Here is a 22,609-nt window from a genome sequence, read left to right on the forward strand (position 1 = left end):
GTCTCCTGAGCCTTTTTCCAAACGCTTTCATTCATTGCCGGGGCCGGCGCGCGTCGTCGTCTCCGCCTGATTCGGAGTCGGTGCCTGCACGGTGCCGAATGACGCTATGTCTCTCGATATTCAAACCGGGCGGCGGGAGCCGTTCCGAGCCGTTCTCGGCTTCACTTTCCGTCACTGGACGCGCCAGCCCGGCCAGGTCGCCTGGGTCGCCGGCGTCACCATCGCCGCGACGCTCGCCGAGCTGTTCACGCCGGTCTATGCCGGCCGCCTCGTCGATGCGGTGGCGAGCGGCGTGGACAGCATGGATGCGGCACTGTGGGCGCTCGGGGCCATGATGGTGCTCGCTGCCATCATGGTGCTGGGGCGGCATTTCGCCTTCGTCGGCCTCACCGTCATGACGCTGCGGACGATGAGTGACGTCGCACTGGAGGCGTTCGCGCGCCTGCAGCGCTTCTCGACCGACTGGCACGCGAACAACTTCGCCGGCTCGACGGTGCGCAAGATCACGCGCGGCATGTGGGCGCTCGACCTGCTGACCGACACGATCCTGATCGCGCTGCTGCCTTCCCTCGTCATCCTGCTCGGCATGACGGCGGTTCTGGCCTGGCACTGGCCGGCGATGGGGCTCGTCGTGGCGCTGGGCGCGCTGGTCTATATCGGGCTGACGCTCGCGCTGTCGCTGCGCTTCGTCGCGCCGGCGGCACGGCTGGGCAATGCCTGGGATACCCGTCTCGGCGGCGCGCTGGCGGACTCCATCACCTGCAACCCGGTGGTGAAGGCCTATGGCGCCGAGACGCGCGAGGATCTGCGCCTCGCGACCGTGGTGTCGAAGTGGAGCCAGAGAACGGGCCGCGCCTGGTTGCGCGGCACCTGGTCGGGCACCGGCCAGAACCTCGTGCTGCTGGTGCTGCGCGCGGCGGTGATCGGCCTCGTGATCTGGCTGTGGGCGAACGGGCAAGCCTCGCCCGGCGACGTCGCCTTCGTGCTGACGGCCTATGCGGTGGTGCATGGCTATCTGCGCGATGTCGGCCAGCACGTCCACAACCTGCAGCGCTCGGTCAACGACATGGAGGAGCTCGTCTGGATGCACGATCTTCCCTATGGCGTGCCGGACCGGAAGGGCGCGGTGGCGATGGGCGTGACCGCGGGCGAGATCGCCTTCGAGAACGTGACCTTCCACTATGGAGGCCATCACGATCCGCTCTACCGCGATTTCTCGCTGACCATCCGTGGCGGCGAGAAGGTCGGCCTCGTCGGCCGCTCGGGCTCCGGCAAGACGACCTTCGTCAAGCTGGTGCAGCGGCTCTACGATGTCACTTCGGGCCGTATCGCGATCGACGGGCAGGACATCGCCGATGTCACGCAGGACAGCCTGCGCCGGCAGATCGCGATCGTGCAGCAGGAGCCGGTGCTGTTCCACCGGTCCCTGGCCGAGAACATCGCCTATGGCCGACCCGGCGCCTCGCAGGCGCAGATCGAGCAGGCGGCGCAACTCGCCAACGCGCATGACTTCATCATGCGCCTGCCCAAGGGCTACGCCACGCTCGTCGGCGAGCGCGGCATCAAGCTCTCGGGCGGCGAGCGCCAGCGTGTCGCGCTGGCCCGCGCCTTCCTGGCCGATGCGCCGATCCTGATCCTGGACGAGGCGACCTCGAGCCTCGATTCGGAATCGGAGGCGCTGATCCAGCAGGCGATCGAGCGCCTGATGGAAGGCCGCACGACGATCGTGATCGCGCATCGTCTCTCGACGATCAGGGCGATGGACCGCATCCTGGTCTTCGATCGCGGCCAGGTGGTCGAGGAGGGGCCGCACGAGGCCTTGCTGACCCGCGAGGACGGCGCCTATCGCGCGCTGTTCGAGAAGCAGGTCAGCGAGCTGGCCAAGGGGCTGGCGGCGTAAGCCGCCGCCAGCCGACCCGCCACGTCATGGTCGGGCTTGTCCCGACCATCCACGTCTTCGCGTTTCGAGTGGCGGGGTCAAGACGTGGATGCTCGCCACAAGGGCGAGCATGACGTCGCGGGTCTATTTCGGCGCCAGCGCCCTTGGCCGCACGCCCTTCACCGGGCCGGGCGGCAGCGGCTCGCTCACATCCTGATTCAGGCTCTTCAGATCGAGAGTCGGTTTGGTCAGAAATCGATTCAGGCCGCCGACGTAAGTCTCTGGCAGGCCGAAATGTTTCGCTCCCGCGATGACCGCTTCCATGTAGCCCGGCTTCGGCCTTCCCGGCTCGCCCGAGCGGCCGATATAGATCAGCGCGCGCTTGGCGCCGCCCGGCACGATCACCGGCTGGCTGATCTTCACATAGAGCCCGCTGGCGAGCTCCTCGAACTTGTCGAGGACGCGCATGTCGCTGAGCGAGCAGTCCCAGAGCACGCCATGGACCTCCTCGCGCGGGTCGCGGATCACCGAGGCGTAGCCGTCGCGGGTGACGATGAAGCGATGCCGCGGCAGGCGAGCCGGGCCGAGCGGGCGCGCCTTGGGGCAGCGCTCGGCCATGCCGGCCGGGTCCATGTTGAGGCCATAGGCGAAATAGAGGGGCATGGTTCCGGCCGCGCGCTTTCCGTCATGGTCGGGCTTGTCCCGACCATCCACGTCTTTGCCTTTCGAGGGCGATGGTCAAGACGTGGGTGCTCGCCACAGGGGCGAACATGACGTGGCCTCTCGTCATGAGATACCCGAGGCAGGCCTGGGCATGACGCCAGAAGGCGTCACTTCGTCTTGTTGAACAGCTCCCGCCCGATCAGCATCCGCCTGATCTCGCTGGTGCCGGCGCCGATCTCGTAGAGCTTGGCGTCGCGCAGCAATCGGCCCGTCGGATAATCGTTGATGTAGCCGTTGCCGCCGAGCAGCTGGATCGCGTCGAGCGCGACCTGCGTCGCCTTCTCGGCCGCGATCAGGATGGCGCCGGCGGCGTCCTCGCGGGTGGTCTCGCCGCGGTCGCAGGCCTTGGCGACGGCATAGACGTAGGCGCGGCAGGAATTCATCGCGACATACATGTCGGCGACCTTGCCCTGGACGAGTTGGAACTCGCCGATGCTCTGCCCGAACTGCTTGCGCTCGTGGACATAGGGCATGACTACGTCGAGCGCCGCCTGCATGATGCCTAGGGGGCCTGCCGCCAGCACCACGCGCTCGTAGTCGAGGCCGGACATCAGCACGTTGACGCCGCGCCCGACCTGGCCGAGCACGTTCTCCTCCGACACCTCGCAATCCTGGAAGACGAGCTCGCAGGTATCCGAGCCGCGCATGCCGAGCTTGTCGAGCTTCTGATGGGTCGAGAAGCCCTTCATGCCCTTCTCGATGAGGAAGGCGGTGATGCCGCGCGGGCCGGCCTCCGGATCTGTCTTGGCGTAGACGACCAGCGTCTCGGCGATCGGGCCGTTGGTGATCCACATCTTGTTGCCGTTGAGGACGTAGCGGTCGCCCTTCTTCTCGGCCCTGGTCTTCATCGAGACGACGTCGGAGCCCGAGCCCGGCTCGGACATGGCGAGCGCGCCGACATGCTCCCCGGAGATCAGCCCCGGCAGGTATTTGCGCTTCTGCGCCTCGCTGCCGTTGCGGCGGATCTGGTTGACGCAGAGATTGGAATGGGCGCCGTAGGACAGGCCGACCGAGGCCGAGGCGCGCGAGACCTCCTCGACCGCGATGCAGTGCTCGAGATAGCCGAGGCCGGTGCCGCCATACTCCTCCTCGACCGTGATGCCGTGCAGGCCGAGCGCGCCCATCTCCGGCCAGAGGTCGCGCGGGAACTGGTTGGTCTTGTCGACTTCCTCGGCGCGCGGGGCGATCTTCTCCTGCGCGAAGCCATGGACGGTGTCGCGGATCGCGTCGGCGGTCTCGCCGAGATCGAAATTGAACGGGCGCGGTGCGTTGGCGAGCATGGCTGAACCTCCCGGCTGATCGTTGGGAGCGCAGCTCCCTTTGTCGCCGTTATAGCCGCCTCCGGGGATCGGCGTCAGTGTGCAGCCGCGCCCGGCGCGGTTTGGTGTCGGTGCCGGGGCCGGACTTGCCGCCGATATCGCCGACATACCGGTCCGGCTGCGGAAGCGAGGTGTTGCCTATCCTATCCAGGAGGATAGGATAGGGCCATGAGTCACGCGATGGACCCCGACATCATCAACCGCCTGCGCCGCGCGCAGGGACATCTCGGCACCGTCGTCGGGATGGTCGAGGCGGGCAGGGCGGTTCCCGAGGTGGTGCAGCAGCTCCAGGCGGTCGAGAAGGCGCTGGAGAAGGTCAAGTCGCTGCTGATCTTCGACCACATCGAGCATCACCTGTTCGACCACGCCCAAGCCGCGACGCCCGAGGCGCGCAGGTCGATCGAGGAGCTCAAGGCCCTCACCAAATATCTCTGACCGTCGCGGAGCTCGTACGATGCCGCATTCGAGCCATTTCCCCGCCCAGCACGAGCATGTCTTCCTCGGCCGCGACCATGACCGCCACGAGCGGCGAACCTGGTTCGTCGTCGGCCTGACGGCGGTGACCATGGTCGTCGAGATCGTCGCCGGCACCGTCTTCGGCTCGATGGCGCTGGTCGCTGATGGCTGGCACATGTCGACCCATGCTGCGGCGCTCGGCATCGCGGCCTTCGCCTATCGCTTCGCAAGGCAGCATGCGCATGACCGCCGCTTCAGCTTCGGCACGGGCAAGCTTGGCGATCTCGCGGCCTTCGCCAGCGCCTTGCTGCTGATGTTCATCGCTCTGGCGGTCGCCTGGGAGTCGGCGCTGCGGCTCTACTCGCCGATCGCGATCGACTTCACCCAGGCGACCGTGGTCGCCGTGCTCGGCCTCCTGGTCAATCTGGCCAGCGCCTGGCTGCTGAGCGGCGGGCATGACCATCACCATGGCCACAGCCATGGCGGCAGCGGCGGCCATCACGGCCACCATCACCACGACCATGGCGGCCACCATCATCACGCGCATGGCGGGGGGCATGGCGCCGACACCAATCTGCGTGCGGCCTATATGCATGTCGTCGCGGATGCCTTCACGTCGATCCTCGCGATCGCGGCCCTGCTCGGCGGCCGCTTCTACGGCTGGGTCTGGCTCGACCCGGTCATCGGCATCGTCGGCGCCTGCGTCATCGCCCATTGGTCGATCGGGTTGCTGCGCGCTTCGGGCGCCGTGCTGCTCGACACCGTGCCAGACGAGGCGCTGGCCGAGCGCATCGGCGAGCGGCTCGCCGCCGAGGGGGTCGAGATCACGGACCTGCATCTCTGGCAGGTCGGTCCGGGGCATCGCAGCGCCATCGTTTCGGTGGTGACCGGCCAGCCGAGGCCGCCGGCGGACTACAAGGCGCTGCTCGCAGACCTGCCGACGCTCTCGCATGTCACGGTCGAGGTAAATGTGCGGCCGGCTGCCGCGTAAGCCTGACGGCGCGGGCCGCTCGCGAGCCCGCAAGAGCGCTGCGGCTGCGTGAGGGCAGCTACGCGGCGCTCGCAATCACCGTTCATGCCGATCGGGGCTCATCTGTTTCCTGGAGGCAAGTCTGCCTGTCCCGCAGATGCGGCAGAGCAGCCGGCGCCTGCTCAGTCGCCGATCACGCCGCGGCGGCGGAGCAGGACCAGCGTGAACAGAGCCGCGCCGATGCAGGAGAGGGCGACGAAGACTGCGCCGAAGTCCGCCTCCATCCAGGGCAGCCCCTTCACATTGATGCCGAACAGGCCGGTGATGAAGGTGGCGGGCAGGAAGAGCGCCGTCAGCAGCGAGAGCACATAGAGCTGGCGGTTGGTGCGGCTGGCCGAGCGGGCGGCGATCTCGTCCTGCAGCAGCCGCGCCCGGTCCTGCACCGACTGGACGTCGTGGTGCAGCCCGTCGATGCGCTGGAGCAGGCGCAACGCCGCAGCCCTCACCGCGTCCGGCGCGCTGCGGCCGGATTGCGTCTCGGCGAAACGGCGGAACAGGACATGCAGGCCGCTGAGCTGGCGGTGCAGCCGGACCGCCGTACGGCGGATCGCCCCGACGCGCTGCGGCCCGTCATGCAACCGGTCGAGCAGGATATGGTCCTCGACGCTGTCGGTCTCGTCGACGAGGCGCACGACCGCGTCGGTGATGTCGTCGATGATGTATTCGATGATCTGCTCGAACAGCCCGGCCGGGCTCTCGGCCGGCTCGCCGCGCTCGAGAGCCTCCGCCGTCATCCGGATCGCATGGAGGGCCTCGCGGCGGCCGGTCAGCAGGAAATCGCCGCCGATGATCCAGCGCAGCGCGCCGACATCCTCGGATTTGTCGGCGATGTCGCGGATCAGGTCGTGCGAGACGCCCCAGGCGAGACTGGCCGAATGATCGAGCCGCTGGTGCACCTCATGCGAGAGGAAGGCTTCCTGCGCCGCGTCCGGCAGGTCCTGCTCGACAATCCAGCTCTGGGCGCGGGTGTGGACGAGGTCGAGATGCAGCCAGACGAAACCCTCGGGCGGGGCGAGGTCAGGCAGCATGTCGCGGGGAACCCGGCTCGGCTGGCCTTCCGCATCGAAGCGATAGGCCCAGACGATGCCGGACCGGGATTGCACATCGTTCAGCATGCGCGGCTAAGGGCGCCGCGGATGTGACAACGACGTGACGGCTGCCGGACCCGCTCAGTTGCGCCGGACGGAGCCCGTGGTCGCCACGTCGCGGCTGTCGGCGGTGCGGGCCGGGATGCGGGCCGGCGGCACGAAGCGCAACTGCGTCCCGCCTGCCGCCTTCGGAGCGCGGGCGCCCGCTGGCGTCGGCAGGGGCTTGCGCGCGGCGACCTTGGGCTCGCCGCCATGCCATTTGCGCGAGCCGATGTCGAAGCGGCCCTGGCGCCAGGCGTCGAATTCGCGCTCGCTGCCGAAGAAGGCGTTGCGATCGACATCGCCGGTGATGCCCGGCACGCGGCCGGTCGTGGTGAACTGCCAGAACTCCCAACGATCCCGGGCATAGCGCTTGGCCAGCGGCGCGGCCGTGGAGCGGAGCCAGTAGGGGTGGTCGTTGAAGGCGCCTTCCAGCACATCCTCGTGGAAGTTGATGTCGGTGTAGATGATCGGCTTCTTGCCGGTGTGCTCGCGCAGGCCCTTCAGCATCGCCTCGATCTTCTCGAGCGCCTGCTCGCGCGAGATCCTGCGCGTGCATTGCGAGCCGTTCTGCCATTCGACGTCGAGCACCGGCGGCAGCGCGTCGGGATCCCGCGGAATGTGCTTCTTGAACCAGCGCACCTGCTCCTTGGCCGAGCGGCACCACCAGACGAAGTGATAGGCGCCGCGCGCGATGCCGTGGCGCTTGGCCTCGGCCCAGTTGCGCCGGAAACTCGGGTCGAGATGGTCGCCGCCTTCCGTCGCCTTGATGAAGGCGAAGCGCGTGCCGGCGCCCTTGACGCGCTCCCAGTCGATCTCGCCCTGCCAGCGCGAGACGTCGATGCCCTGGATCGTCTTGCGCCGGGCGTCGCGGACGCCGTGATGCGGGGCGCTGTCGCCCTTCTTCGGATAGAGAGCCAGCGCCGGCTCCACCAGCCAGGTCAGAAACGCCGCGAGGGCAAGGGCTCCGAGGCCGGTCCGTCCGCTGGTCAGCTTGCCCGCTGGCATGTGTTCCTCCCGCATCACCGGTCCAGATGGCGGGGGCATGGTTAAACGGCGGTTAGAATTGCCGCGAATTCTCGGGATGAACTTCAGCCTTGGTTAACCGGCGGGCGGAGCCTCGCTCAGTCGACGATTTCCGGCTCCGGTTCGCGGGCGGCCATTCGATTCGGCCGGAGGGAGGAGCCGACCGAGGGAACGCTGCCGGGGATGCGTGCGACGGGCACGTCGCCCGGCTCCTCGGGGGCGGGCAGCGGCTCGGGGGCCGTGGCGGGCGGGGTGAACGGAGCCTGTTCCGGCGCCGGCGCGGCGGCGGGAGCCGGGGCGGCCGCGGGCGTGGCCTCGCGCCTGTCCCAGCGGCGGGTGCCGATGTCGTACTCGCCGCGCACCCAGCCGGCGAACTGGCTTTCGGTGCCGAAGAAGGCGTTGCGGTCGACATCGCCGCGGATGCCGGGAATGCGCCCGGTGGTGGTGAACTGCCAGAACGACCAGGTCCGGTTGTTGTAGCGTGTTTCCGGCAGGGCCGCGGTCGAGCGGATCCAGTAGGGATAGTCGTTGAACTGTCCTTCCAGCACTTCGCGGTGGAAGGTGATGTCGGTGTAGATCACCGGCTTCTTGCCGGTGAGCTGCTCCAGTTCGCGCAGCATGAGCTGGATCTTCTCGCGGGCGAGCTCGCGGTCGATCTTCTGCGGGCAGGTGCGGGAATGGCCGTTCCACTCGACGTCGAGCACCGGCGGCAGGGCGTCGGGGTCGTTCGGGATCTGCTGCTTGAACCAGACCGCCTGCTCATGCGCCGGACGGCACCAGAAGACGAAGTGGTAAGCGCCGCGCGGGATGCCGGCGCGGCGCGCGCCTTCCCAGTTGCGCTGGAAGGTCGGGTCGACATGGTCTCCGCCTTCGGTCGCCTTCATGTAGACGAAGCGGGTGCCGGCCGCCTTGACCTTCGCCCAGTCGATCTCGCCCTGCCAGCGCGAGATGTCGATGCCGTGGATCGGGTATTTGTGAGCCGCCGCCACGCCCGGATGCGGGCGGGCATCGCCCTTCGACGGGTAGTTGTCGAGCGCCACGCAGCCGCCCAGCACCGCGAAAGCGGCGGCAGCCAGAACGGGCAGGAGGCGGGAGCAGGACATGCGGGAGGCGTTCATCTCGCGGAGAATTGCGGAGAATGCTTGACGGCCGGTTTACGTTACCAAAGTTCTGCCGCCTGTCAGCCCAATCTGGGGCGGCATTGCTTCTTCACTCTCCCGGCCCTGGCGATTCGCTGTTGTCGCAACGGCGCAGGCTTTTACGGCAAGTTCTTGAAGTAGGCCGGAAACAGGAAAGGCGACCCGAGGGTCGCCTTTCGCTGGACTTCGTCCGAATTTGGTGCGGTCGAGAGGACTCGAACCTCCACGGGTCTCCCCGCTACCACCTCAAGGTAGTGCGTCTACCAGTTCCGCCACGACCGCAGCTCGGTTCCGGTTGCGGGCGGTGCATCCGGTGAGCGGCGCCGATCTAGCAAATCGAATCCGAGGCCACAAGAGCATCCGAGCGGAAAAATTGGCGAAGCCGACTTTTCCCCAGAATGGCCGGGTCAGGCGGCCTCGGCGACGCTCTGCAATGTGTAGATCGTCGGGCGTTTCAGCATCTGGGTGATTTCGACGGAAATCTTGGCGCCGCTGACCACGACGATTCCCTTGGCGAAGGGGTGATTGTTCGCGAGAATCTGGACCTCGTCCGTCTCGCTGGTGTTCAGCTCGATGATGGCGCCGCGGCCGAGGCGCAGCAGCTTGTAGATCGGCATCTGGGTCTGGCCGAGCACGACCGTGAGTTCCACCGGGACGAGATCGAGATCGGCCTTCAAGTCCTGCCTCCGGAACCCTACTTCAGAATTGGACCAGCGAAACTTGCCTGCCGGCGGCTTTTCGGCGCAAGAGGCGTGTCGACGGTCGCGGCGGATGTCGCCGGCCCGGAAAGCTTGAATGGAACATGGTTAAGCCATGGTGAATTTGCGTGAGGCACTGGCGGTTTCCTTCCTGCCGGAGAGCGAGGGCGAGCCCGTCGAGTGGGTCGTGGCCGAAGGGCTGACCGGTTATGACGAGGCGGTCGCCGAGATGGAGGCGCGCGCGGCGCTGATCGCCGACGGCAAGGCGCGCGAGCGCGTCTGGCTGGTCGAGCATCCGCCGCTCTATACCGCCGGCACCTCGGCGCGCGACGAGGACCTGATCGCGCCGGAGCGTTTCCCGGTGTTCCGCTCGGGGCGGGGCGGGCAGTTCACCTATCACGGCCCCGGCCAGCGCGTGGCCTATGTCATGCTCGACCTGAAGCGCCGCCAGCCGGATCTGCGCCGCTTCGTCGCCGCGCTGGAGAGCTGGCTGATCGGCGCGCTCGGCGACTTCAACATCCGCGGCGAACGGCGCGAGGATCGCGTCGGCGTCTGGGTGCGCCGGCCGGAGAAGGGGCCGCAGACCGAGGACAAGATCGCCGCGATCGGCATCCGCGTGCGCCGCTGGGTCTCCTTCCACGGCATCTCGCTCAACGTCGAACCGGAGCTGTCGCATTTCGACGGCATCGTGCCCTGCGGCGTCAGCCAGCATGGCGTGACCTCGCTCGTGGATCTCGGATTGCCGGTGACGATGCCCGAGGTCGATTCGGTGCTGCGCGAGGCTTTCGAGCGGGTGTTCGGCCCCACCGTCGCGGCCTGATTTACCCTTCGTTAGCCATGACGAACCCATGCTTCGCCCGGGCCGGGGGCAGGCAAGGGGACGATATATGCGGGCTCTTCTTCTCGCGGGCTGCCTCACGACGCTGCTCGCGGCGTGCAACACCACCGATCAGCGCATTGCCGGAGCTGCCGCGGGCGCCGGCGCGGGCGCGCTCGTCGCAGGGCCGATCGGCGCCGTCGCCGGCGGCGCCATCGGGGCCGTGGCCGCGCCTTCCGTGACCGGCTCGATCAACAAGATGAGCGAGTGAGCCGACCGCCTGGATCGCGAGCCCTCATCCAGAGGAGCCGCGCCAGCGGCGCCTCGAAGGATGATCCAAAGGGTTCGGGAGCCTCCTATAGCATCCTTCGAGACGCCGTTCCGATCGGAACGGCTCCTCAGGATGAGGGCTCTTTCAAGTCGCCTGGGTCGGCGCGGAAATTCCCGGCTGCGTCCGGGCGTCCGCGCCGGTTGGCGTTTTCGCCGGCCCGCGCCATAACCTCGACCTGGAATTGTCGTCGTGGGAGCGCAGGCCGTGCCGGTCATCGAGAGCAAGGTCGATCTGAATTCGGCCGAAACGCGCGCCAATGCCGAGGCCTGGGTCGGCTTGCGGGACGAGCTGCAGCAGCGCCGCGCTACCGCCGCCCTTGGCGGCAATGCGAAATCCCGCGAGCGTCACACCTCCCGCGGCAAGCTCCTGCCCCGCGAGCGCGTGCTGCGCCTGACCGATCCGGGCTCGCCCTTCCTCGAGATCGGCTCGCTTGCCGCCTTCGGGATGTATGAGGGCGACGTCCATGCCGCCGGCATGATCGCCGGCATCGGGCGCGTCGCCGGCCGGGAATGCATGATCGTCTGCAACGACGCGACGATCAAAGGCGGCACCTACTATCCGATGACGGTGAAGAAGCATCTGCGTGCCCAGGAGATCGCGCGCGAGAACCGTCTGCCCTGCATCTATCTGGTCGATTCCGGTGGCGCGAACCTGCCGCACCAGACCGAGGTCTTCCCCGATCGCGAGCATTTCGGCCGCATCTTCTACAACCAGGCCACGCTCTCGGCCGAGGGCATCGCCCAGATCGCCGTTGTGATGGGCTCCTGCACCGCCGGCGGCGCCTATGTGCCGGCGATGTCGGACGAGACCATCATCGTCAGGAAGCAGGGCACGATCTTCCTGGGCGGCCCGCCTCTGGTGAAGGCCGCGACCGGCGAGGTCGTCTCGGCCGAGGATCTCGGCGGCGCCGACGTCCATGCCCGGCTCTCAGGCGTGGCCGACCATTATGCCGGCGACGACACCCACGCGCTCGCCATCGCCCGGCGCATCGCCGGCAATCTCAACAGCGTGAAGCGCCCGGATATCGACATCGCCGAGCCGGTCGAGCCTCTCTACGATCCGGCAGAGCTCGAAGCCGTCGTCCCGACCGACCTCAAGAAGCAGTACGACATCCGCGAGGTCATCGCGCGGCTGGTCGACGGCTCGGAGTTCGACGAGTTCAAGAAGCTCTACGGCACGACGCTGGTGACGGGTTTCGCCCGCATCCACGGCATTCCGGTGGGCATCATCGCCAATAACGGCATCCTGTTCTCGGAGAGCGCGCTGAAGGGCGCGCATTTCATCGAGCTGTGCTGCCAGCGTCGGATCCCGCTGCTGTTCCTGCAGAACATCACCGGCTTCATGGTCGGCCGCGACGTCGAGACGCGCGGTATCGCCAAGGACGGCGCCAAGCTCGTCACCGCGGTCGCCTCGGCGCGGGTGCCGAAGATCACGGTGCTGGTCGGCGGCTCGTTCGGCGCCGGCAATTACGGCATGTGCGGCCGGGCCTACAGCCCGCGCTTCCTGTTCACCTGGCCGAACTCGCGGATTTCGGTGATGGGCGGCGAGCAGGCGGCGAGCGTGCTTGCGACCGTGCGCCGCGACAATATCGAGGCCGAGGGCAAGAGCTGGCCCGCAGCTGAGGAAGAGGCCTTCAAGGCGCCGATCCGCAGCAGGTATGAGGAAGAGGGTTCGCCTTACTTTGCCACCGCGCGGCTCTGGGACGACGGCATCATCCTGCCCTCGGAGACGCGGCGCGTGCTGGCACTGGCCTTCTCCGCCACGCTCAATGCCGAGGTGCCCGAGACGAAGTTCGGCGTGTTCCGGATGTGATGGCAGGGGCGGTGGACGCATTCCCGCCGCCACATCATCACGAAATCACCTCATCGGTTCCAGCCTCTGAACCCATTCGGCCGGCCAAATGCGGCGTTCATCCGCAATCGATGGAAGGACAATCCATGCGTATGACCATGCTCGCCACGGCAGCCGGCGCTGCCCTGATGCTCTCCGGTGCCGCGCAGGCCCAGGCTCCGGCGCCTGAACGCAGCCCGGCCCGGCCGCCCGCAACGGCACCGAAGGCACCCGCCACACCGGCGATCAAGTCGGTCAATGTGGTCGAGGTGAACGAGCTTCCCGAAGCCACGCGGACACAGGTCAACGAGATCGTGTCCAAGCGCAGCAGCGATGAAAACCAGAAGCTTCAGGCGGCGATCGAGAATGCGCCGATGGTGAAGACGGCGGTGGAAGCGAAGGGATTCTCCTCCCGCGACGTGCTGATCGCCCAGATGGGCGAATCGGGCGAGCTCCTCGTCATCACCCGCAAGGCCGGCTAACCCCTCGAAGCTGCGCTGGGGCGCCGAGGTCGCCTCAGCGCAGCTCGATCCTCACCACCTCGTAGACCGCCCGCGCTCCGCGCCTGTCGCCCGGCGCGACGAGCCGCCAGCCGCCGCTGCTTCCGCTCGTCACGCCTTGAGCCGCATCGTGGCCGCGGCCGGCGTTGCCTTCAGCGTCGCGGTCCAGAAGAGCAGCGTGAGCAGGCTGATCGCGGCGCCCAGGGCGCAGACGCCTGTCCAGCCGGCACGGGCGTAGGCGACGGTGGAAATCGACGAGCCGGTGGCGCTGCCGATCGAGTAGAAGACCATATAGGCCGCCGTCAGCCGGTTCTGCGCCTCCGGCCGGACCCGGTAGATCATGGCCTGGTTGGTGACATGGACGGCCTGCAGGCCGAAATCGATGATCAGTACGCCGGCGATCAGCCACAGGATCGAGCGGTCGAGCAGGGCCATCACCGGCCAGGCCAGCAGCATCAGCCCGAGCGCGATGCCGGTCGTGCGCTGGCCGTGGCCGCGGTCGGTCCAGCGCCCCGCCCGGGTCGCGCCGAGGGCACCCGCTGCCCCGGCCAGGCCGAACAGGCCGATCTGCGTATGAGAGAGGGAGAAGGGCGGCGCGCTCAGCGGCAGGACGAGCGGCGCGAGCAGCGTCGTGATGTTCGCGAAGATCAGCATGGCGATGACGCCGCGGATGCGCAGAACCGGCTCTTCGACGACCAGGGTGACGAGCGAAGCGATCAGGCGCCCATAGGACAGGCTCGCAGGCCGCCGCTCCTGCCGTGGCAGCATCGCCCAAAGCAGCAGCGCGATCAGGAGCGTCAGGATCGCGGAGGCGAAATAGACCGTTCGCCAACCGGAGAGATCGGTGAGGGCGCCGGCGACCGTGCGCGCCAGCAATATGCCGATCACGATGCCGCCGGTGACGATGCCGACGACGTGGCCGCGCTCGGAAGGGCGCGCCAGGCTGGCCGCATAGGCGACGAGGGCCTGCGTCACCACTGCCAGAAGCCCGACCGCCGCCATCGCGCCGAGCAGCATCGCGGCCGATTGCGAGACGCCGACGACGGCGAGCGCCAGCACGGAGAGCATGGATTGCCCGACGATGAGCTTGCGGCGGTCCAGGAGGTCGCCGAGTGGCACGAGGAGAAGCAGGCCGAGCCCATAGCCGAGCTGCGTTGCGCCCACGATCAAGCCGGCGATGGTGCGGGACAGGCCGAGATCGTCGGCCATCACGTCGAGCAGCGGATGGGCAAAGTAGGCGTTCGCCACCGCAAGCCCGCTGGCGACGGCGAACAAGAGGGTGGTGCGGCCGTTCAGGGACGGCAGGGGTTCATGGAGAGGCGGCGGCGGGGCGAGGGCCGCTGGATTTCGAGGACGAGCATCCGCCTTCGCGGCGCCGGGTGGCGCCACGTCCTGATCCAGATTCATTGCAGACTCCGGGTGGAATGGTTTTATAATGAAACCGCGCTGAGCTGTAACGATATTGGTTTTATCATGCAACCAAAAACTCTGCCGCTGACGACAAGTGAGCCGAGGCGGCTCTGATGGTCGCGCGCAAGAGCCTGAGCGGGGATTATTGCCCCAGCGCCCGTTCACTCGACGTGATCGGGGACTGGTGGTCGCTGCTGATCGTCCGCGACGCCTTCGACGGGATGACCCGCTTCAGCGAGTTCCAGAAGAGCCTCGGGATCGCCAAGAACATCCTGACCGACCGGTTGAAGACGCTGGTCCAGAGCGGCATTCTCGAGGCCGTGCCCGTCGGCGAGGGGCGGGCGCGCATGGAGTACCGCCTGACGGAGGTGGGGAAGGATCTCTTCCCCGTGATGGTCGCGCTGCGGCAGTTCGGCGAGCGCCATCTCTTCGCGCCCGATGAGGAGCGTTCGCGCCTGGTCGAGCGCGAAACCGGCCTGGCGGTGCGGCTGGACGTCCGAACGGAGGATGGCCGGGAGATCGGCCCGGATCAGGCGGTCATCCTGAAGGTCCCGGAGGACTGAACGCCCCGGCTCAGCCCAGCGAGAATGCCTCGTGCACGGCGCTCTGCACGCCGCCGCCCATGATCGGGCCGCCGCCGGCGACATGGATCGCGTCGCCGACCAGCGCGGCGCCGAGCCCGTGGCGCGGCGTCAGCATCGGCGCGAACTGCTCCCAGTTGTCGGCGGCCGGGTCATAGGCCTCCATCTGGCCGAAGACGCGGTTGGTGCCTTCCCCGCCCATTACGAAGACCTTGCCGCGATAGAGCACGGCGCCATGGCCCGAGCGGGCGGTGGGCAGCGGCGTGCGCATCGCCCATTTGTCCGCCGCCGGATCGTAGGCATGGTGCAGGTTGGAGTTGGTGTGGAAGGAATCCACCCGTCCGCCGATGACATGGATCAGCGGACCGATGGCGAGCGTGCCGGTGTGGTCGCGGGCGGTGGGCATGGGGCGGCGCTCGGACCAGCGATCGGCCTTCGGGTCATAGACCAGGTGCCAGTCGACCGAGCGCTTCGTCTCGGTGGTCTCGCCGATGGCGCCGCCGATGACATGCAGCACGCCGCCGAGGCCGACGACGGCGGTCGAGCCGGCCGGGCGCGGCAGCGAGGCGATCTCGCTCCAGCGATCGGCCTTGGGATCGTAGACGAAGCAGCGCGGATGCGGCTTGCGATTCTGCTCAAGGAAGCCGCCGATGGCGTAGAGCTTGCCGTCGAGGAAGGCGACGCCGACATGGTTGGCGCCCTGGGGCAGAGGCGCTCCGTCATTCCATTGGTCGGCCTCGGCATCGTAGACGTGATGATAGGCCCGGTCGGTGCGCTGCTCGCCATAGCCGCCGACGACATACATCCTGTCCTCGAAGGCCGTCGCCCAGGCCATTTCGGAGCGGGGCAGCGGCAGCGGCGCCTTGGTGCTCCAGCGGCCGGGCACGGCGGCCTTGGGCGCCGGCGAATCGAAGACGTTCTGGGTGGCGGCGAGCTCCGGCTTCTCGATCCGGCCGGGCTGGTTCAGCCGCTCATATTGCGGGCCATGATGCTCGTGGCCGGGCTGCTGGCCGAAGGCGGGCCCGGCCAGAACGGCGGCGCCGGCCGCGATCAGGTGGCGGCGGTTCAGGCTGGTCATCGCGTCGTCCTCCCGACTACAACGATAAGGCAGGGATGGCGGGCGGCAAGCGCATGGAATGCCGGCTGCCCCATGGTTCCCCCGAGGGGGGCATGCAGCTATGGTCGAGCGCCATCTCAAACGATTTAGGCCGCAGGAAACACGAGGAAGCGCATGTCTGGGCATAACAAGGTCGCGATCATCACCGGTGCCGGCTCGGGCGTGGGGCGCGCCGTCGCCATCGCTTTCCTGAAGGACGGATACCGCACCGTTTTGGCCGGGCGCCGGGCGGATGCGCTGGAGGAGACGATCGCGCTCTCCGGCGTCGACAAGGGCCGCGCGCTCGCAGTCTCGACCGACGTCACCGACAAGGCCTCGGTCGAGAACCTGTTCGCGAAGACCAAGGCGGCCTTCGGCCGGGTCGACGTGCTGTTCAACAATGCCGGCGTCAACGCGCCGGGCGGCGTGCTGCTGGAGGACCTCTCGCTGGAGGACTGGCAGAAGGTGGTCGACACCAACCTGACCGGCCCGTTCCTCTGCACGCAGGCCGCCTTCAAGGCGATGAAGGATCAGGAGCCGCGCGGCGGCCGCATCATCAACAACGGCTCGATTTCGGCGCAGGTGCCGCGGCCGAACTCCGCCGCCTACACGGCGACCAAGCACGCCATCTCCGGCCTGACCAAGACCGCCTCGCTCGACGGGCGCAAATACGACATCGCCGTCGGCCAGGTCGATATCGGCAATGCCCTGACCGACATGGCGCGGAAGATGACGACCGGCGTGCCGCAGGCCGACGGCTCGATCAAGGTCGAGGCGGTGATGGATGTCGAGAACGTCGCCACCACCGTGCTGCACATGGCGGGCCTGCCGCTCGAGGCCAACATCCTGTTCGTCACGGTGATGGCGACCAAGGCCCCGCTCGTCGGGCGCGGCTGAGGGCAGGACGCTTCCGTCATGCCCGGGCTTGACCCGGGCATCTCGTCCAGATGGATGATGAGATTCTCGGGTCTGCGTTGCGCTGCGCCCGAGAATGACGGGAGGCCGCATGGCGGCGATCGAGAATGCTCCTGACGCTGCCGCAGCGCTCAAGACAGAGCCCGCCGTCGCCCGCGCCTATACGCTGACGATCTGGGGCATCGCGCTCGGCATCATGATCCAGGCGGTGGCGACCGTCGCCTGGGCGCTCGCCATCGGCAACACGCAACTGTTCAAGGACGGCGTCGACTGGGTCTACGATGTCGCGCTCTACGGCATCGCCGCGCTGGTCTTCGGCCGCGATGCGCGGGCCGAGCGATTGGCGGCCGTCGCGATCGGTGCCGTGATGGCGGTCGCCGGCTTCCACTCGCTCTATGACCTCTGGGACAAGATCGTCCGGCCGCGACCGATCGAGATCTGGACGCTGGGCTTCGCGGCGGCCAGCGCGATCGTCATCGCGCTCCTGGTGATCGCCGCGCTCTGGCGCTTCCGGCGCGAGGCCAATCCGGTGATCAAGGCGACCTGGCTGTCGAGCCGCAACGACGCGATCTCCACGACCGGCTTCGCGCTGGTCGGGCTCGCCGCGCGCGTCGCGCCGGTGCGCTGGCCGGAATATCTCTTCGACCTCTTCGTTGCCGGGCTCGCCTTCCAAGCGACCTGGGCGATCTGGCGCTCGTTGCGCGCCGGGCCGGAGCAGGTCGCGACAGGCTGACAGGCGAGATCGTCCGCTGGGCCGGCACGGCGCGCGGTTTCGGAACCAGCGCAAACCGGTTTGCGCAACAAGGCGCAGACAGGGCGAATGGGCGAGCTATAAAGGCGATGGTCTCGTGGGACGGCCCCGCTGGCGATGTCCCTTGAGCCCTCATCCTGAGGAGCCGCGTGAGCGTCTCGAAGGATGCTCCAGGAAGCTCCGGAACCTCTGGAGCATCCTTCGAGACGCAAGCTTCGCTTGCTCCTCAGGATGAGGGCTCGCGGGGACGACAGCCGGACGTTGGGGACCTCCATGACGATCGCCGCCAAGCTGCCCTCCATCCTGATCGCCAATCGCGGCGAGATCGCCTGCCGGGTCATCCGCACCGCGAAGCGGCTCGGCCTGCGCACCATCGCCGTCTATTCGGACGCCGATGCCGAGGCGCTGTTCGTGCAGATGGCGGACGAGGCCTATCGCATCGGCCCGGCGCCCGCTCGTGAGAGCTATCTCGACGCTGCCAAGATCCTCGCCGTGGCGAAGGAGGCTGGAGCCGCCTGCATCCATCCCGGCTACGGCTTCCTTTCCGAGAATGCCGAATTCGCCGATGCCTGCGCCGCGGCGGGCATCGTCTTCGTCGGGCCGCCGGCTTCCGCCATCCGCGCGATGGGCCTGAAGGACGCGGCCAAGGCACTCGTCGAGAAGGCGAGCGTGCCGGTGGTGCCGGGCTATCATGGCGCCGAGCAGGATGCCGACTTCCTCGCCACGGAAGCGGAGCGCATCGGCTATCCCGTGCTGATCAAGGCGGTCGCCGGCGGCGGCGGCAAGGGCATGAAGAAGGTCGACAAGGCGGCGGATTTCGGGGACGCCCTGACCAGCGCCCAGCGCGAGGCGCAGAACGCCTTCGGCGATGCCCGCGTGCTGGTCGAGAAATACGTGCTCTCGCCGCGCCATGTCGAAATCCAGATCTTCGGCGACAGCCACGGCAATGTCGTCCACCTCTACGAGCGCGATTGCTCGCTGCAACGGCGCCACCAGAAGGTGATCGAAGAGGCGCCGGCACCGGGCATGAGCGCGGATGTCCGCTCCGCCATGGGCAGGGCTGCGACGGAAGCCGCCAAGGCCGTCGGCTATGTCGGCGCCGGGACCGTCGAGTTCATCGCCGATGGCCGCGACGGCCTGCGCGCCGACCGCTTCTATTTCATGGAGATGAACACGCGCCTCCAGGTCGAGCATCCGGTGACGGAGGCGATCACCGGGCTCGACCTCGTCGAACTGCAGCTCAAGGTCGCGGCAGGCGAGCCGCTCGGCTTCACGCAGGAGGACGTCACGGCGACGGGCCATGCCGTCGAGGCTAGGCTTTACGCCGAGGACCCCGAAAAGGGCTTCCTGCCCTCGACCGGCAAGCTCTGGGCGCTGAGCTTTCCGCATGGCGAGGGTATCCGCATCGATACGGGCGTCGAGGCCGGCGATACGGTGACGCCGTTCTACGACCCGATGATCGCCAAGGTGATCGCCCATGGCGCCACGCGCGACGAGGCGCTCGACCGGCTCGGTGTGGCGCTGGGCGAGGCCATCGTCGCCGGCCCGCGCACCAATCTCGCCTTCCTGAAGAAGCTGACCGAGGCGGAAGGCTTCCGGAAGGGGCCGTTCGACACCGGCTTCATCGATCGCAACATCAGCGCGCTCGGGGCCGAGCCGCAGCCGCTCGACGCTGCCGCCGTCGCAGCCGCAGCCCTGCAGCTCGAGGAAGAGCGGCAGGAGGCCGGCATGATCGCGGCAGCGGGCCGGGCCGAAGGCGAGACGCGCTCGCCCTGGCTCGATCCCGATGCCTTCTCGTTGATGCCGCGCCAGCCGCTCGGCCTGCCGCTCCTGGTCGACGGCGAGCGCGTTGAGGCGCAGATCGAATGGCATGGCGATGATGCGCGCGTCAGCCTGCCGGGTCATGAGATCGGGGAGGGCGAGCACGAAGTTGCCCTTGCCGAGGGGGAAGGCGGCACCTGGTTCGCGCTGCATCGCGGCCGGCAGACGGCCGTGGCCCTGTTCGACCCCTTCACGGTGGATTTGGACGCCACCTCAGGCTCCGGTGGTGTGGTCAAGGCGCCGATGCACGGCAAGCTCGTGGCGGTCTTCGTGGCGCCGGGCGAGGCCGTGACCAAGGGCCAGCGCCTTGCCATCGTCGAGGCGATGAAGATGGAGCATGTGCTGACCGCTCCGCGCGACGGCACGGTCAGCGAGGTCGCAGGCGAGCCCGGCATGCAGGTCGCGGAAGGCGCGAAGGTCGTCGTGCTGGGGGAATAGTCGAATCGGCGGAATCGCTTGCGGGCGATTGTCGAGAGATTGATTCAAGCCGGTTTCGTCATGGTCGGGCTTGTCCCGACCATCCACGTCTTCGCTGGTCGAAGGCCGTGTTCAAGACGTGGATGCTCGCAACAAGGGCGAGCATGACGGCGCGCTATACGTCGAGAGCTGCTGCCGCCTTCCCCAGGATTGTCAGATTGATCTCCGCCAGCGGGTCGTCGTCTTCCAGAAACCAACTCGCCGACAACCCGCACCAGGCGATGATCCAGCGCAGAAGTCGCTGACGTTCCAGCCCGGATTTCGCCAGCACGATCTCCAGCCGGCGCTCGAAGGCGCCGGGCGCGACCGCGACCGCTGGTTCGGGGTCGGCGAGGTCGGGATCACAGAACAGGATCGTGTATTCGAAGGCACGGTCGCCCAGGACGCATTTCGGGTCGATGGCGAGCCAGCCGCGGCTCTCGAAATCGAGAACGTTGTCGTGATGCAGGTCGGCATGGAGTGGCAGGATGTCCTGCTGCGCGGGCAACAGCGTGTTTGCCTCCGTCGCGGCGCGGGCGAGCAAGCCACCATGCTTCGCCGCCGTCGGAAACAGGTCCTTGAACCAGGTTTCGAGCGGGATCAGCCCGTTGGGAGCCGGGCCACGCGGCTTCTCTAGCCCTGCAATAGCATCACAGAGGATAGCGGTCGCTTCGTCGTCGCCCTTGGCGCCGCTGCGGGCCATGGCCGAAAGCGAGACCGGGCCGGTGGCGCGCTCGATCAGCATCGCGCTGCCTTCGCCGGCCTGCGCGATCAGGCGGGCGGCGCCGTCGCCGCCCCACCAGGCGAGCAGGCGGTAGCCGAGGCGCTCATCCTCCGCTTCCGGCAGCTTCAGCATGGCAGGTGCGCCGCCTTGCAGGACGGGCAGCAGGCGGCTGGCATGGGTCCTGAACGGGGGGCCGTCCGGCACGAGGTGCCAGCGTGCCAGCCAGGGCTCGAACGGCCCGAGGGAGATCTGGCTCATCCGCGGCCGATCACCGGGAACTGCTCGGCCTCGTAGATCTGGCCAGAAACCGGGGCGCTGTCGTCCGATAGCCAGAAGGCGGTGTGGGCGGCGATCTCCTCCGGCTGCATGATGCGGCCGGTCGGGGCGTGGCGGAGCGGCACATGGTTCTGCCAGCCGGGCGGCTGGCCCTCGCGCTGCTGGGTCGCATCCTCGTTGGCGGTCCAGGTCCAGCCGACATTGAGCTGATTGGCGCGGATGCGCTCGGGGCCGAGCGTGTTGGCGAGGTTGCGCGTCATCGTCATCAGCGCACCCTTCGACATCGAATAAACCGTGAGGTTCGAGAGGCCGCAATAGGCGTTGATCGAGCCGACGGTGACGATGGCGCCGGGCGATTTCCAGGCGCGGAAGGCGCGGATCGCCGCTTCGGCGCAGAGCAGTGGCGCGCGGGTGTTGATCGCGAACATGTGGTCGAAGAAGGCGGCGGTGGTCTCGCCCAGGATGCCGCGCGGATAGATGCCGGCATTGTTGACGAGGCCGTCGATGCGGCCGAAGGCGGCGAGGGTGGCATCGACGATGGCCTGCGCCGTCTCGGGTTCGGCGAGGTCACCGGTCGCGCCGGCCGTCGCCGGGCCGAGGCGGGCGACGGCGGCGTCGACCTCGCCGCGGTCGCGCCCGTGGATCAGCACTTTGGCTCCCTCGGCGACCAGCCTTTCGGCCATCGCATAGCCGATGCCGGTGGAGGAGCCGGTGACGAGGATGGCCTTGCCTGCGAGTCCGCGCATGATGATCGTCCGTAATCCGCCTGGGAAGTGAGCATGACGGTGAAGCGTATCGTGGCGAACATGCTAACTGCCGAACCGGGGCTGGCAAAAGCCTTCTACGGCAGCATTCTCGACATGCACCCCGTCATGGATCATGGCTGGATCCAGACCTATGCGGCCGGCGGCGATCCGGCCGGGCCGCAGCTCAGCTTCGCCAGCGAGGGCGGCGCAGGCACGCCGGTGCCCGATCTCTCGATCGAGGTCGACGATCTCGACGCGGTATTGGACAGGGTTCGCGCCGCCGGGCTCGCCATCGAATACGGGCCGGCAGAGGAGCCCTGGGGCGTGCGGCGCTTCTTCCTGCGCGATCCGTTCGGGCGGCTGGTAAACATCCTGTCGCATGGCCACTGAGCCGGGTTGTGGAGAAGCGCGGCCATGGCTGGCCTGCGCGCCCGCCGAGGCCTATTTTGCCGCCATGTCCCTCCATCTGCTCAAGCTCTGCGTCGGCGCCGAATCGATCTCCGATCTGGAGGAATGGATCGCGCAACGCATAGCGCAGCGCCTCGCGCGCGGAGAGCCGATCGAGCAGCTCCACACCACCCGCATGGTGCCGAAGAAGGTCGGGGAGATCCTCGATGGCGGTTCGCTCTACTGGGTGATCAAGGGGCAGATCGCGGCACGCCAGCGGCTCACCGACATCCGCCCCTTCACCGATGCGGACGGGATCGGGCGCTGCCATCTCGTGATGGAGCCGGTGGTGGTCGCGGTCGAACCGCGCCCGTTCCGGCCGTTCCAGGGCTGGCGCTACCTGCAGGCGAAGGACGCGCCGCGTGACCTGTCCGAGCATGGCGGCGATCTGGGCGAGATGCCGGAGCAGCTGCGGCGGGAGCTGGCGGGACTCGGGCTGCTGTAAGCGGCGCGCTCCAGAGCAATTCCGTGTTTCCTCGAATGATGGAACTGCTTTAGGCCGTTGTTTTAC

The 22,609-nt window shown here is 67.9% G+C and carries 22 protein-coding genes, 1 tRNA gene and 1 pseudogene; 13 read left to right on the forward strand and 11 right to left on the reverse strand.

Translation table 11 applies throughout. The annotated features are described in order from the left end of the window. Window positions 1–106 precede the first annotated feature (106 nt). Entirely contained in the window at window positions 107–1,900 is a 1,794-nt protein-coding gene (locus tag B5Y19_RS15160) for an ABC transporter ATP-binding protein (RefSeq protein ID WP_079591668.1), read from the forward strand. Between the two features lie 123 nt (window positions 1,901–2,023). Here B5Y19_RS15160 and B5Y19_RS15165 read toward each other — a convergent pair whose 3' ends face one another. Further along, the gene (locus tag B5Y19_RS15165; protein WP_079591669.1) at window positions 2,024–2,542 is read right to left on the reverse strand and encodes a gamma-glutamylcyclotransferase family protein; all 519 of its coding nucleotides are present in this window, start codon (window positions 2,540–2,542) and stop codon (window positions 2,024–2,026) included. A 167-nt stretch (window positions 2,543–2,709) separates the two neighbouring features. Further along, entirely contained in the window at window positions 2,710–3,882 is a 1,173-nt protein-coding gene (locus tag B5Y19_RS15170) for an isovaleryl-CoA dehydrogenase (protein WP_055728469.1), read from the reverse strand. Between the two features lie 207 nt (window positions 3,883–4,089). On the opposite strand from B5Y19_RS15170, the gene B5Y19_RS15175 reads away from it, so the two are divergent. Beyond that, a complete protein-coding gene (locus tag B5Y19_RS15175; RefSeq protein WP_055728468.1) occupies window positions 4,090–4,356 on the forward strand; it encodes a metal-sensing transcriptional repressor in 267 nt (88 codons plus the stop codon). A 19-nt stretch (window positions 4,357–4,375) separates the two neighbouring features. Continuing rightward, complete coding sequence (gene dmeF / locus B5Y19_RS15180) at window positions 4,376–5,368, forward strand: CDF family Co(II)/Ni(II) efflux transporter DmeF (RefSeq protein ID WP_079591670.1); 993 nt, start codon at window positions 4,376–4,378, stop codon at window positions 5,366–5,368. Window positions 5,369–5,529: 161 nt separating this feature from the next. Here the strand turns inward: dmeF and B5Y19_RS15185 are convergent, their stop codons facing one another. The 5 genes and pseudogenes from B5Y19_RS15185 to B5Y19_RS15205 form a co-directional block, all read right to left on the reverse strand. Further along, entirely contained in the window at window positions 5,530–6,522 is a 993-nt protein-coding gene (locus B5Y19_RS15185; RefSeq protein WP_055728466.1) for a CorA family divalent cation transporter, read from the reverse strand. Window positions 6,523–6,576: 54 nt separating this feature from the next. Then, window positions 6,577–7,542, reverse strand: a complete 966-nt coding sequence (locus B5Y19_RS15190; RefSeq protein WP_079591671.1) for a glycoside hydrolase family 25 protein — start codon at window positions 7,540–7,542, stop codon at window positions 6,577–6,579. A gap of 362 nt (window positions 7,543–7,904) precedes the next feature. Continuing rightward, window positions 7,905–8,678: pseudogene (locus B5Y19_RS15195) on the reverse strand (glycoside hydrolase family 25 protein); the annotation flags it as partial. Between the two features lie 218 nt (window positions 8,679–8,896). Further along, a tRNA-Leu gene (locus tag B5Y19_RS15200) sits at window positions 8,897–8,981 on the reverse strand. Between the two features lie 125 nt (window positions 8,982–9,106). Then, on the reverse strand, window positions 9,107–9,376 hold the full coding sequence (locus B5Y19_RS15205) for a FliM/FliN family flagellar motor switch protein (RefSeq protein WP_079591673.1): 270 nt from the start codon (window positions 9,374–9,376) through the stop codon (window positions 9,107–9,109). Window positions 9,377–9,512: 136 nt separating this feature from the next. On the opposite strand from B5Y19_RS15205, the gene lipB reads away from it, so the two are divergent. From lipB to B5Y19_RS15225, 4 genes are all read left to right on the forward strand, one after another. Further along, window positions 9,513–10,217, forward strand: coding sequence for a lipoyl(octanoyl) transferase LipB (lipB, locus tag B5Y19_RS15210; protein WP_055728465.1), 705 nt, complete (start codon window positions 9,513–9,515; stop codon window positions 10,215–10,217). A 67-nt stretch (window positions 10,218–10,284) separates the two neighbouring features. Then, window positions 10,285–10,485, forward strand: coding sequence for a hypothetical protein (locus B5Y19_RS15215; RefSeq protein WP_055728464.1), 201 nt, complete (start codon window positions 10,285–10,287; stop codon window positions 10,483–10,485). 264 nt (window positions 10,486–10,749) lie between these two features. Beyond that, window positions 10,750–12,357, forward strand: coding sequence for a carboxyl transferase domain-containing protein (locus B5Y19_RS15220; protein ID WP_055728483.1), 1,608 nt, complete (start codon window positions 10,750–10,752; stop codon window positions 12,355–12,357). After that, window positions 12,357–12,857 (forward strand): hypothetical protein, encoded by a 501-nt coding sequence (locus tag B5Y19_RS15225; RefSeq protein WP_244555601.1) that lies wholly within the window; start codon window positions 12,357–12,359, stop codon window positions 12,855–12,857. Before B5Y19_RS15220 ends, B5Y19_RS15225 begins: the two co-directional genes overlap by 1 nt. Window positions 12,858–12,986: 129 nt before the next feature. Here B5Y19_RS15225 and B5Y19_RS15230 read toward each other — a convergent pair whose 3' ends face one another. Then, window positions 12,987–14,282, reverse strand: a complete 1,296-nt coding sequence (locus B5Y19_RS15230) for an MFS transporter (RefSeq protein WP_055728462.1) — start codon at window positions 14,280–14,282, stop codon at window positions 12,987–12,989. A gap of 116 nt (window positions 14,283–14,398) precedes the next feature. On the opposite strand from B5Y19_RS15230, the gene B5Y19_RS15235 reads away from it, so the two are divergent. Further along, the gene (locus B5Y19_RS15235; RefSeq protein ID WP_055728461.1) at window positions 14,399–14,848 is read left to right on the forward strand and encodes a winged helix-turn-helix transcriptional regulator; all 450 of its coding nucleotides are present in this window, start codon (window positions 14,399–14,401) and stop codon (window positions 14,846–14,848) included. A gap of 10 nt (window positions 14,849–14,858) precedes the next feature. Here B5Y19_RS15235 and B5Y19_RS15240 read toward each other — a convergent pair whose 3' ends face one another. Continuing rightward, window positions 14,859–15,944: a Kelch repeat-containing protein gene (locus B5Y19_RS15240; RefSeq protein ID WP_079591675.1), complete on the reverse strand. Its 1,086-nt coding sequence runs from the start codon at window positions 15,942–15,944 to the stop codon at window positions 14,859–14,861. A 153-nt stretch (window positions 15,945–16,097) separates the two neighbouring features. On the opposite strand from B5Y19_RS15240, the gene B5Y19_RS15245 reads away from it, so the two are divergent. The 3 genes from B5Y19_RS15245 to B5Y19_RS15255 all read left to right on the forward strand — a co-directional run bounded on the left by B5Y19_RS15245 (window position 16,098) and on the right by B5Y19_RS15255 (window position 19,887). Beyond that, on the forward strand, window positions 16,098–16,859 hold the full coding sequence (locus B5Y19_RS15245; RefSeq protein WP_055728460.1) for an SDR family oxidoreductase: 762 nt from the start codon (window positions 16,098–16,100) through the stop codon (window positions 16,857–16,859). Between the two features lie 109 nt (window positions 16,860–16,968). Further along, on the forward strand, window positions 16,969–17,610 hold the full coding sequence (locus B5Y19_RS15250; protein WP_055728459.1) for a cation efflux transmembrane domain-containing protein: 642 nt from the start codon (window positions 16,969–16,971) through the stop codon (window positions 17,608–17,610). A 291-nt stretch (window positions 17,611–17,901) separates the two neighbouring features. Then, on the forward strand, window positions 17,902–19,887 hold the full coding sequence (locus B5Y19_RS15255; protein WP_079591697.1) for an acetyl-CoA carboxylase biotin carboxylase subunit: 1,986 nt from the start codon (window positions 17,902–17,904) through the stop codon (window positions 19,885–19,887). Window positions 19,888–20,041: 154 nt separating this feature from the next. On the opposite strand, the gene B5Y19_RS15260 is transcribed toward B5Y19_RS15255, so the two are convergent. Together B5Y19_RS15260 and B5Y19_RS15265 are read right to left on the reverse strand one after the other, a co-directional pair. Next, window positions 20,042–20,887 (reverse strand): aminoglycoside phosphotransferase family protein, encoded by an 846-nt coding sequence (locus B5Y19_RS15260; RefSeq protein ID WP_055728457.1) that lies wholly within the window; start codon window positions 20,885–20,887, stop codon window positions 20,042–20,044. Further along, on the reverse strand, window positions 20,884–21,651 hold the full coding sequence (locus tag B5Y19_RS15265; RefSeq protein WP_055728456.1) for an SDR family NAD(P)-dependent oxidoreductase: 768 nt from the start codon (window positions 21,649–21,651) through the stop codon (window positions 20,884–20,886). The genes B5Y19_RS15260 and B5Y19_RS15265 overlap by 4 nt, the downstream gene beginning before the upstream one ends. Before the next feature lie 33 nt (window positions 21,652–21,684). On the opposite strand from B5Y19_RS15265, the gene B5Y19_RS15270 reads away from it, so the two are divergent. Together B5Y19_RS15270 and B5Y19_RS15275 are read left to right on the forward strand one after the other, a co-directional pair. After that, window positions 21,685–22,041, forward strand: coding sequence for a VOC family protein (locus B5Y19_RS15270; RefSeq protein WP_055728455.1), 357 nt, complete (start codon window positions 21,685–21,687; stop codon window positions 22,039–22,041). 64 nt (window positions 22,042–22,105) lie between these two features. Further along, the gene (locus B5Y19_RS15275) at window positions 22,106–22,543 is read left to right on the forward strand and encodes a DUF1489 family protein (RefSeq protein WP_055728454.1); all 438 of its coding nucleotides are present in this window, start codon (window positions 22,106–22,108) and stop codon (window positions 22,541–22,543) included. Window positions 22,544–22,609: the final 66 nt, after the last annotated feature.

It is taken from the genome of Allobosea thiooxidans, from assembly GCF_900168195.1.
Taxonomy (GTDB): Bacteria; Pseudomonadota; Alphaproteobacteria; order Rhizobiales; family Beijerinckiaceae; genus Allobosea; species Allobosea thiooxidans.

Bases quoted from the DNA above. Each gene is read 5' to 3' on its own strand.
- B5Y19_RS15235 (WP_055728461.1), top strand. From the start codon at position 14,399: ATGGTCGCGCGCAAGAGCCTGAGCGGGGATTATTGCCCCAGCGCCCGT.
- B5Y19_RS15225 (WP_244555601.1), top strand. From the start codon at position 12,357: ATGGCAGGGGCGGTGGACGCATTCCCGCCGCCACATCATCACGAAATC.
- B5Y19_RS15185 (WP_055728466.1), bottom strand. From the start codon at position 6,522: ATGCTGAACGATGTGCAATCCCGGTCCGGCATCGTCTGGGCCTATCGC.
- B5Y19_RS15260 (WP_055728457.1), bottom strand. From the start codon at position 20,887: ATGAGCCAGATCTCCCTCGGGCCGTTCGAGCCCTGGCTGGCACGCTGG.
- B5Y19_RS15160 (WP_079591668.1), top strand. From the start codon at position 107: ATGTCTCTCGATATTCAAACCGGGCGGCGGGAGCCGTTCCGAGCCGTT.
- B5Y19_RS15255 (WP_079591697.1), top strand. From the start codon at position 17,902: ATGACGATCGCCGCCAAGCTGCCCTCCATCCTGATCGCCAATCGCGGC.
- B5Y19_RS15170 (WP_055728469.1), bottom strand. From the start codon at position 3,882: ATGCTCGCCAACGCACCGCGCCCGTTCAATTTCGATCTCGGCGAGACC.
- B5Y19_RS15240 (WP_079591675.1), bottom strand. From the start codon at position 15,944: ATGACCAGCCTGAACCGCCGCCACCTGATCGCGGCCGGCGCCGCCGTT.
- B5Y19_RS15165 (WP_079591669.1), bottom strand. From the start codon at position 2,542: ATGCCCCTCTATTTCGCCTATGGCCTCAACATGGACCCGGCCGGCATG.
- B5Y19_RS15270 (WP_055728455.1), top strand. From the start codon at position 21,685: ATGACGGTGAAGCGTATCGTGGCGAACATGCTAACTGCCGAACCGGGG.
- B5Y19_RS15190 (WP_079591671.1), bottom strand. From the start codon at position 7,542: ATGCCAGCGGGCAAGCTGACCAGCGGACGGACCGGCCTCGGAGCCCTT.
- B5Y19_RS15245 (WP_055728460.1), top strand. From the start codon at position 16,098: ATGTCTGGGCATAACAAGGTCGCGATCATCACCGGTGCCGGCTCGGGC.
- dmeF (WP_079591670.1), top strand. From the start codon at position 4,376: ATGCCGCATTCGAGCCATTTCCCCGCCCAGCACGAGCATGTCTTCCTC.
- B5Y19_RS15265 (WP_055728456.1), bottom strand. From the start codon at position 21,651: ATGCGCGGACTCGCAGGCAAGGCCATCCTCGTCACCGGCTCCTCCACC.
- B5Y19_RS15250 (WP_055728459.1), top strand. From the start codon at position 16,969: ATGGCGGCGATCGAGAATGCTCCTGACGCTGCCGCAGCGCTCAAGACA.
- B5Y19_RS15175 (WP_055728468.1), top strand. From the start codon at position 4,090: ATGAGTCACGCGATGGACCCCGACATCATCAACCGCCTGCGCCGCGCG.
- B5Y19_RS15275 (WP_055728454.1), top strand. From the start codon at position 22,106: ATGTCCCTCCATCTGCTCAAGCTCTGCGTCGGCGCCGAATCGATCTCC.
- lipB (WP_055728465.1), top strand. From the start codon at position 9,513: ATGGTGAATTTGCGTGAGGCACTGGCGGTTTCCTTCCTGCCGGAGAGC.
- B5Y19_RS15215 (WP_055728464.1), top strand. From the start codon at position 10,285: ATGCGGGCTCTTCTTCTCGCGGGCTGCCTCACGACGCTGCTCGCGGCG.
- B5Y19_RS15230 (WP_055728462.1), bottom strand. From the start codon at position 14,282: ATGAATCTGGATCAGGACGTGGCGCCACCCGGCGCCGCGAAGGCGGAT.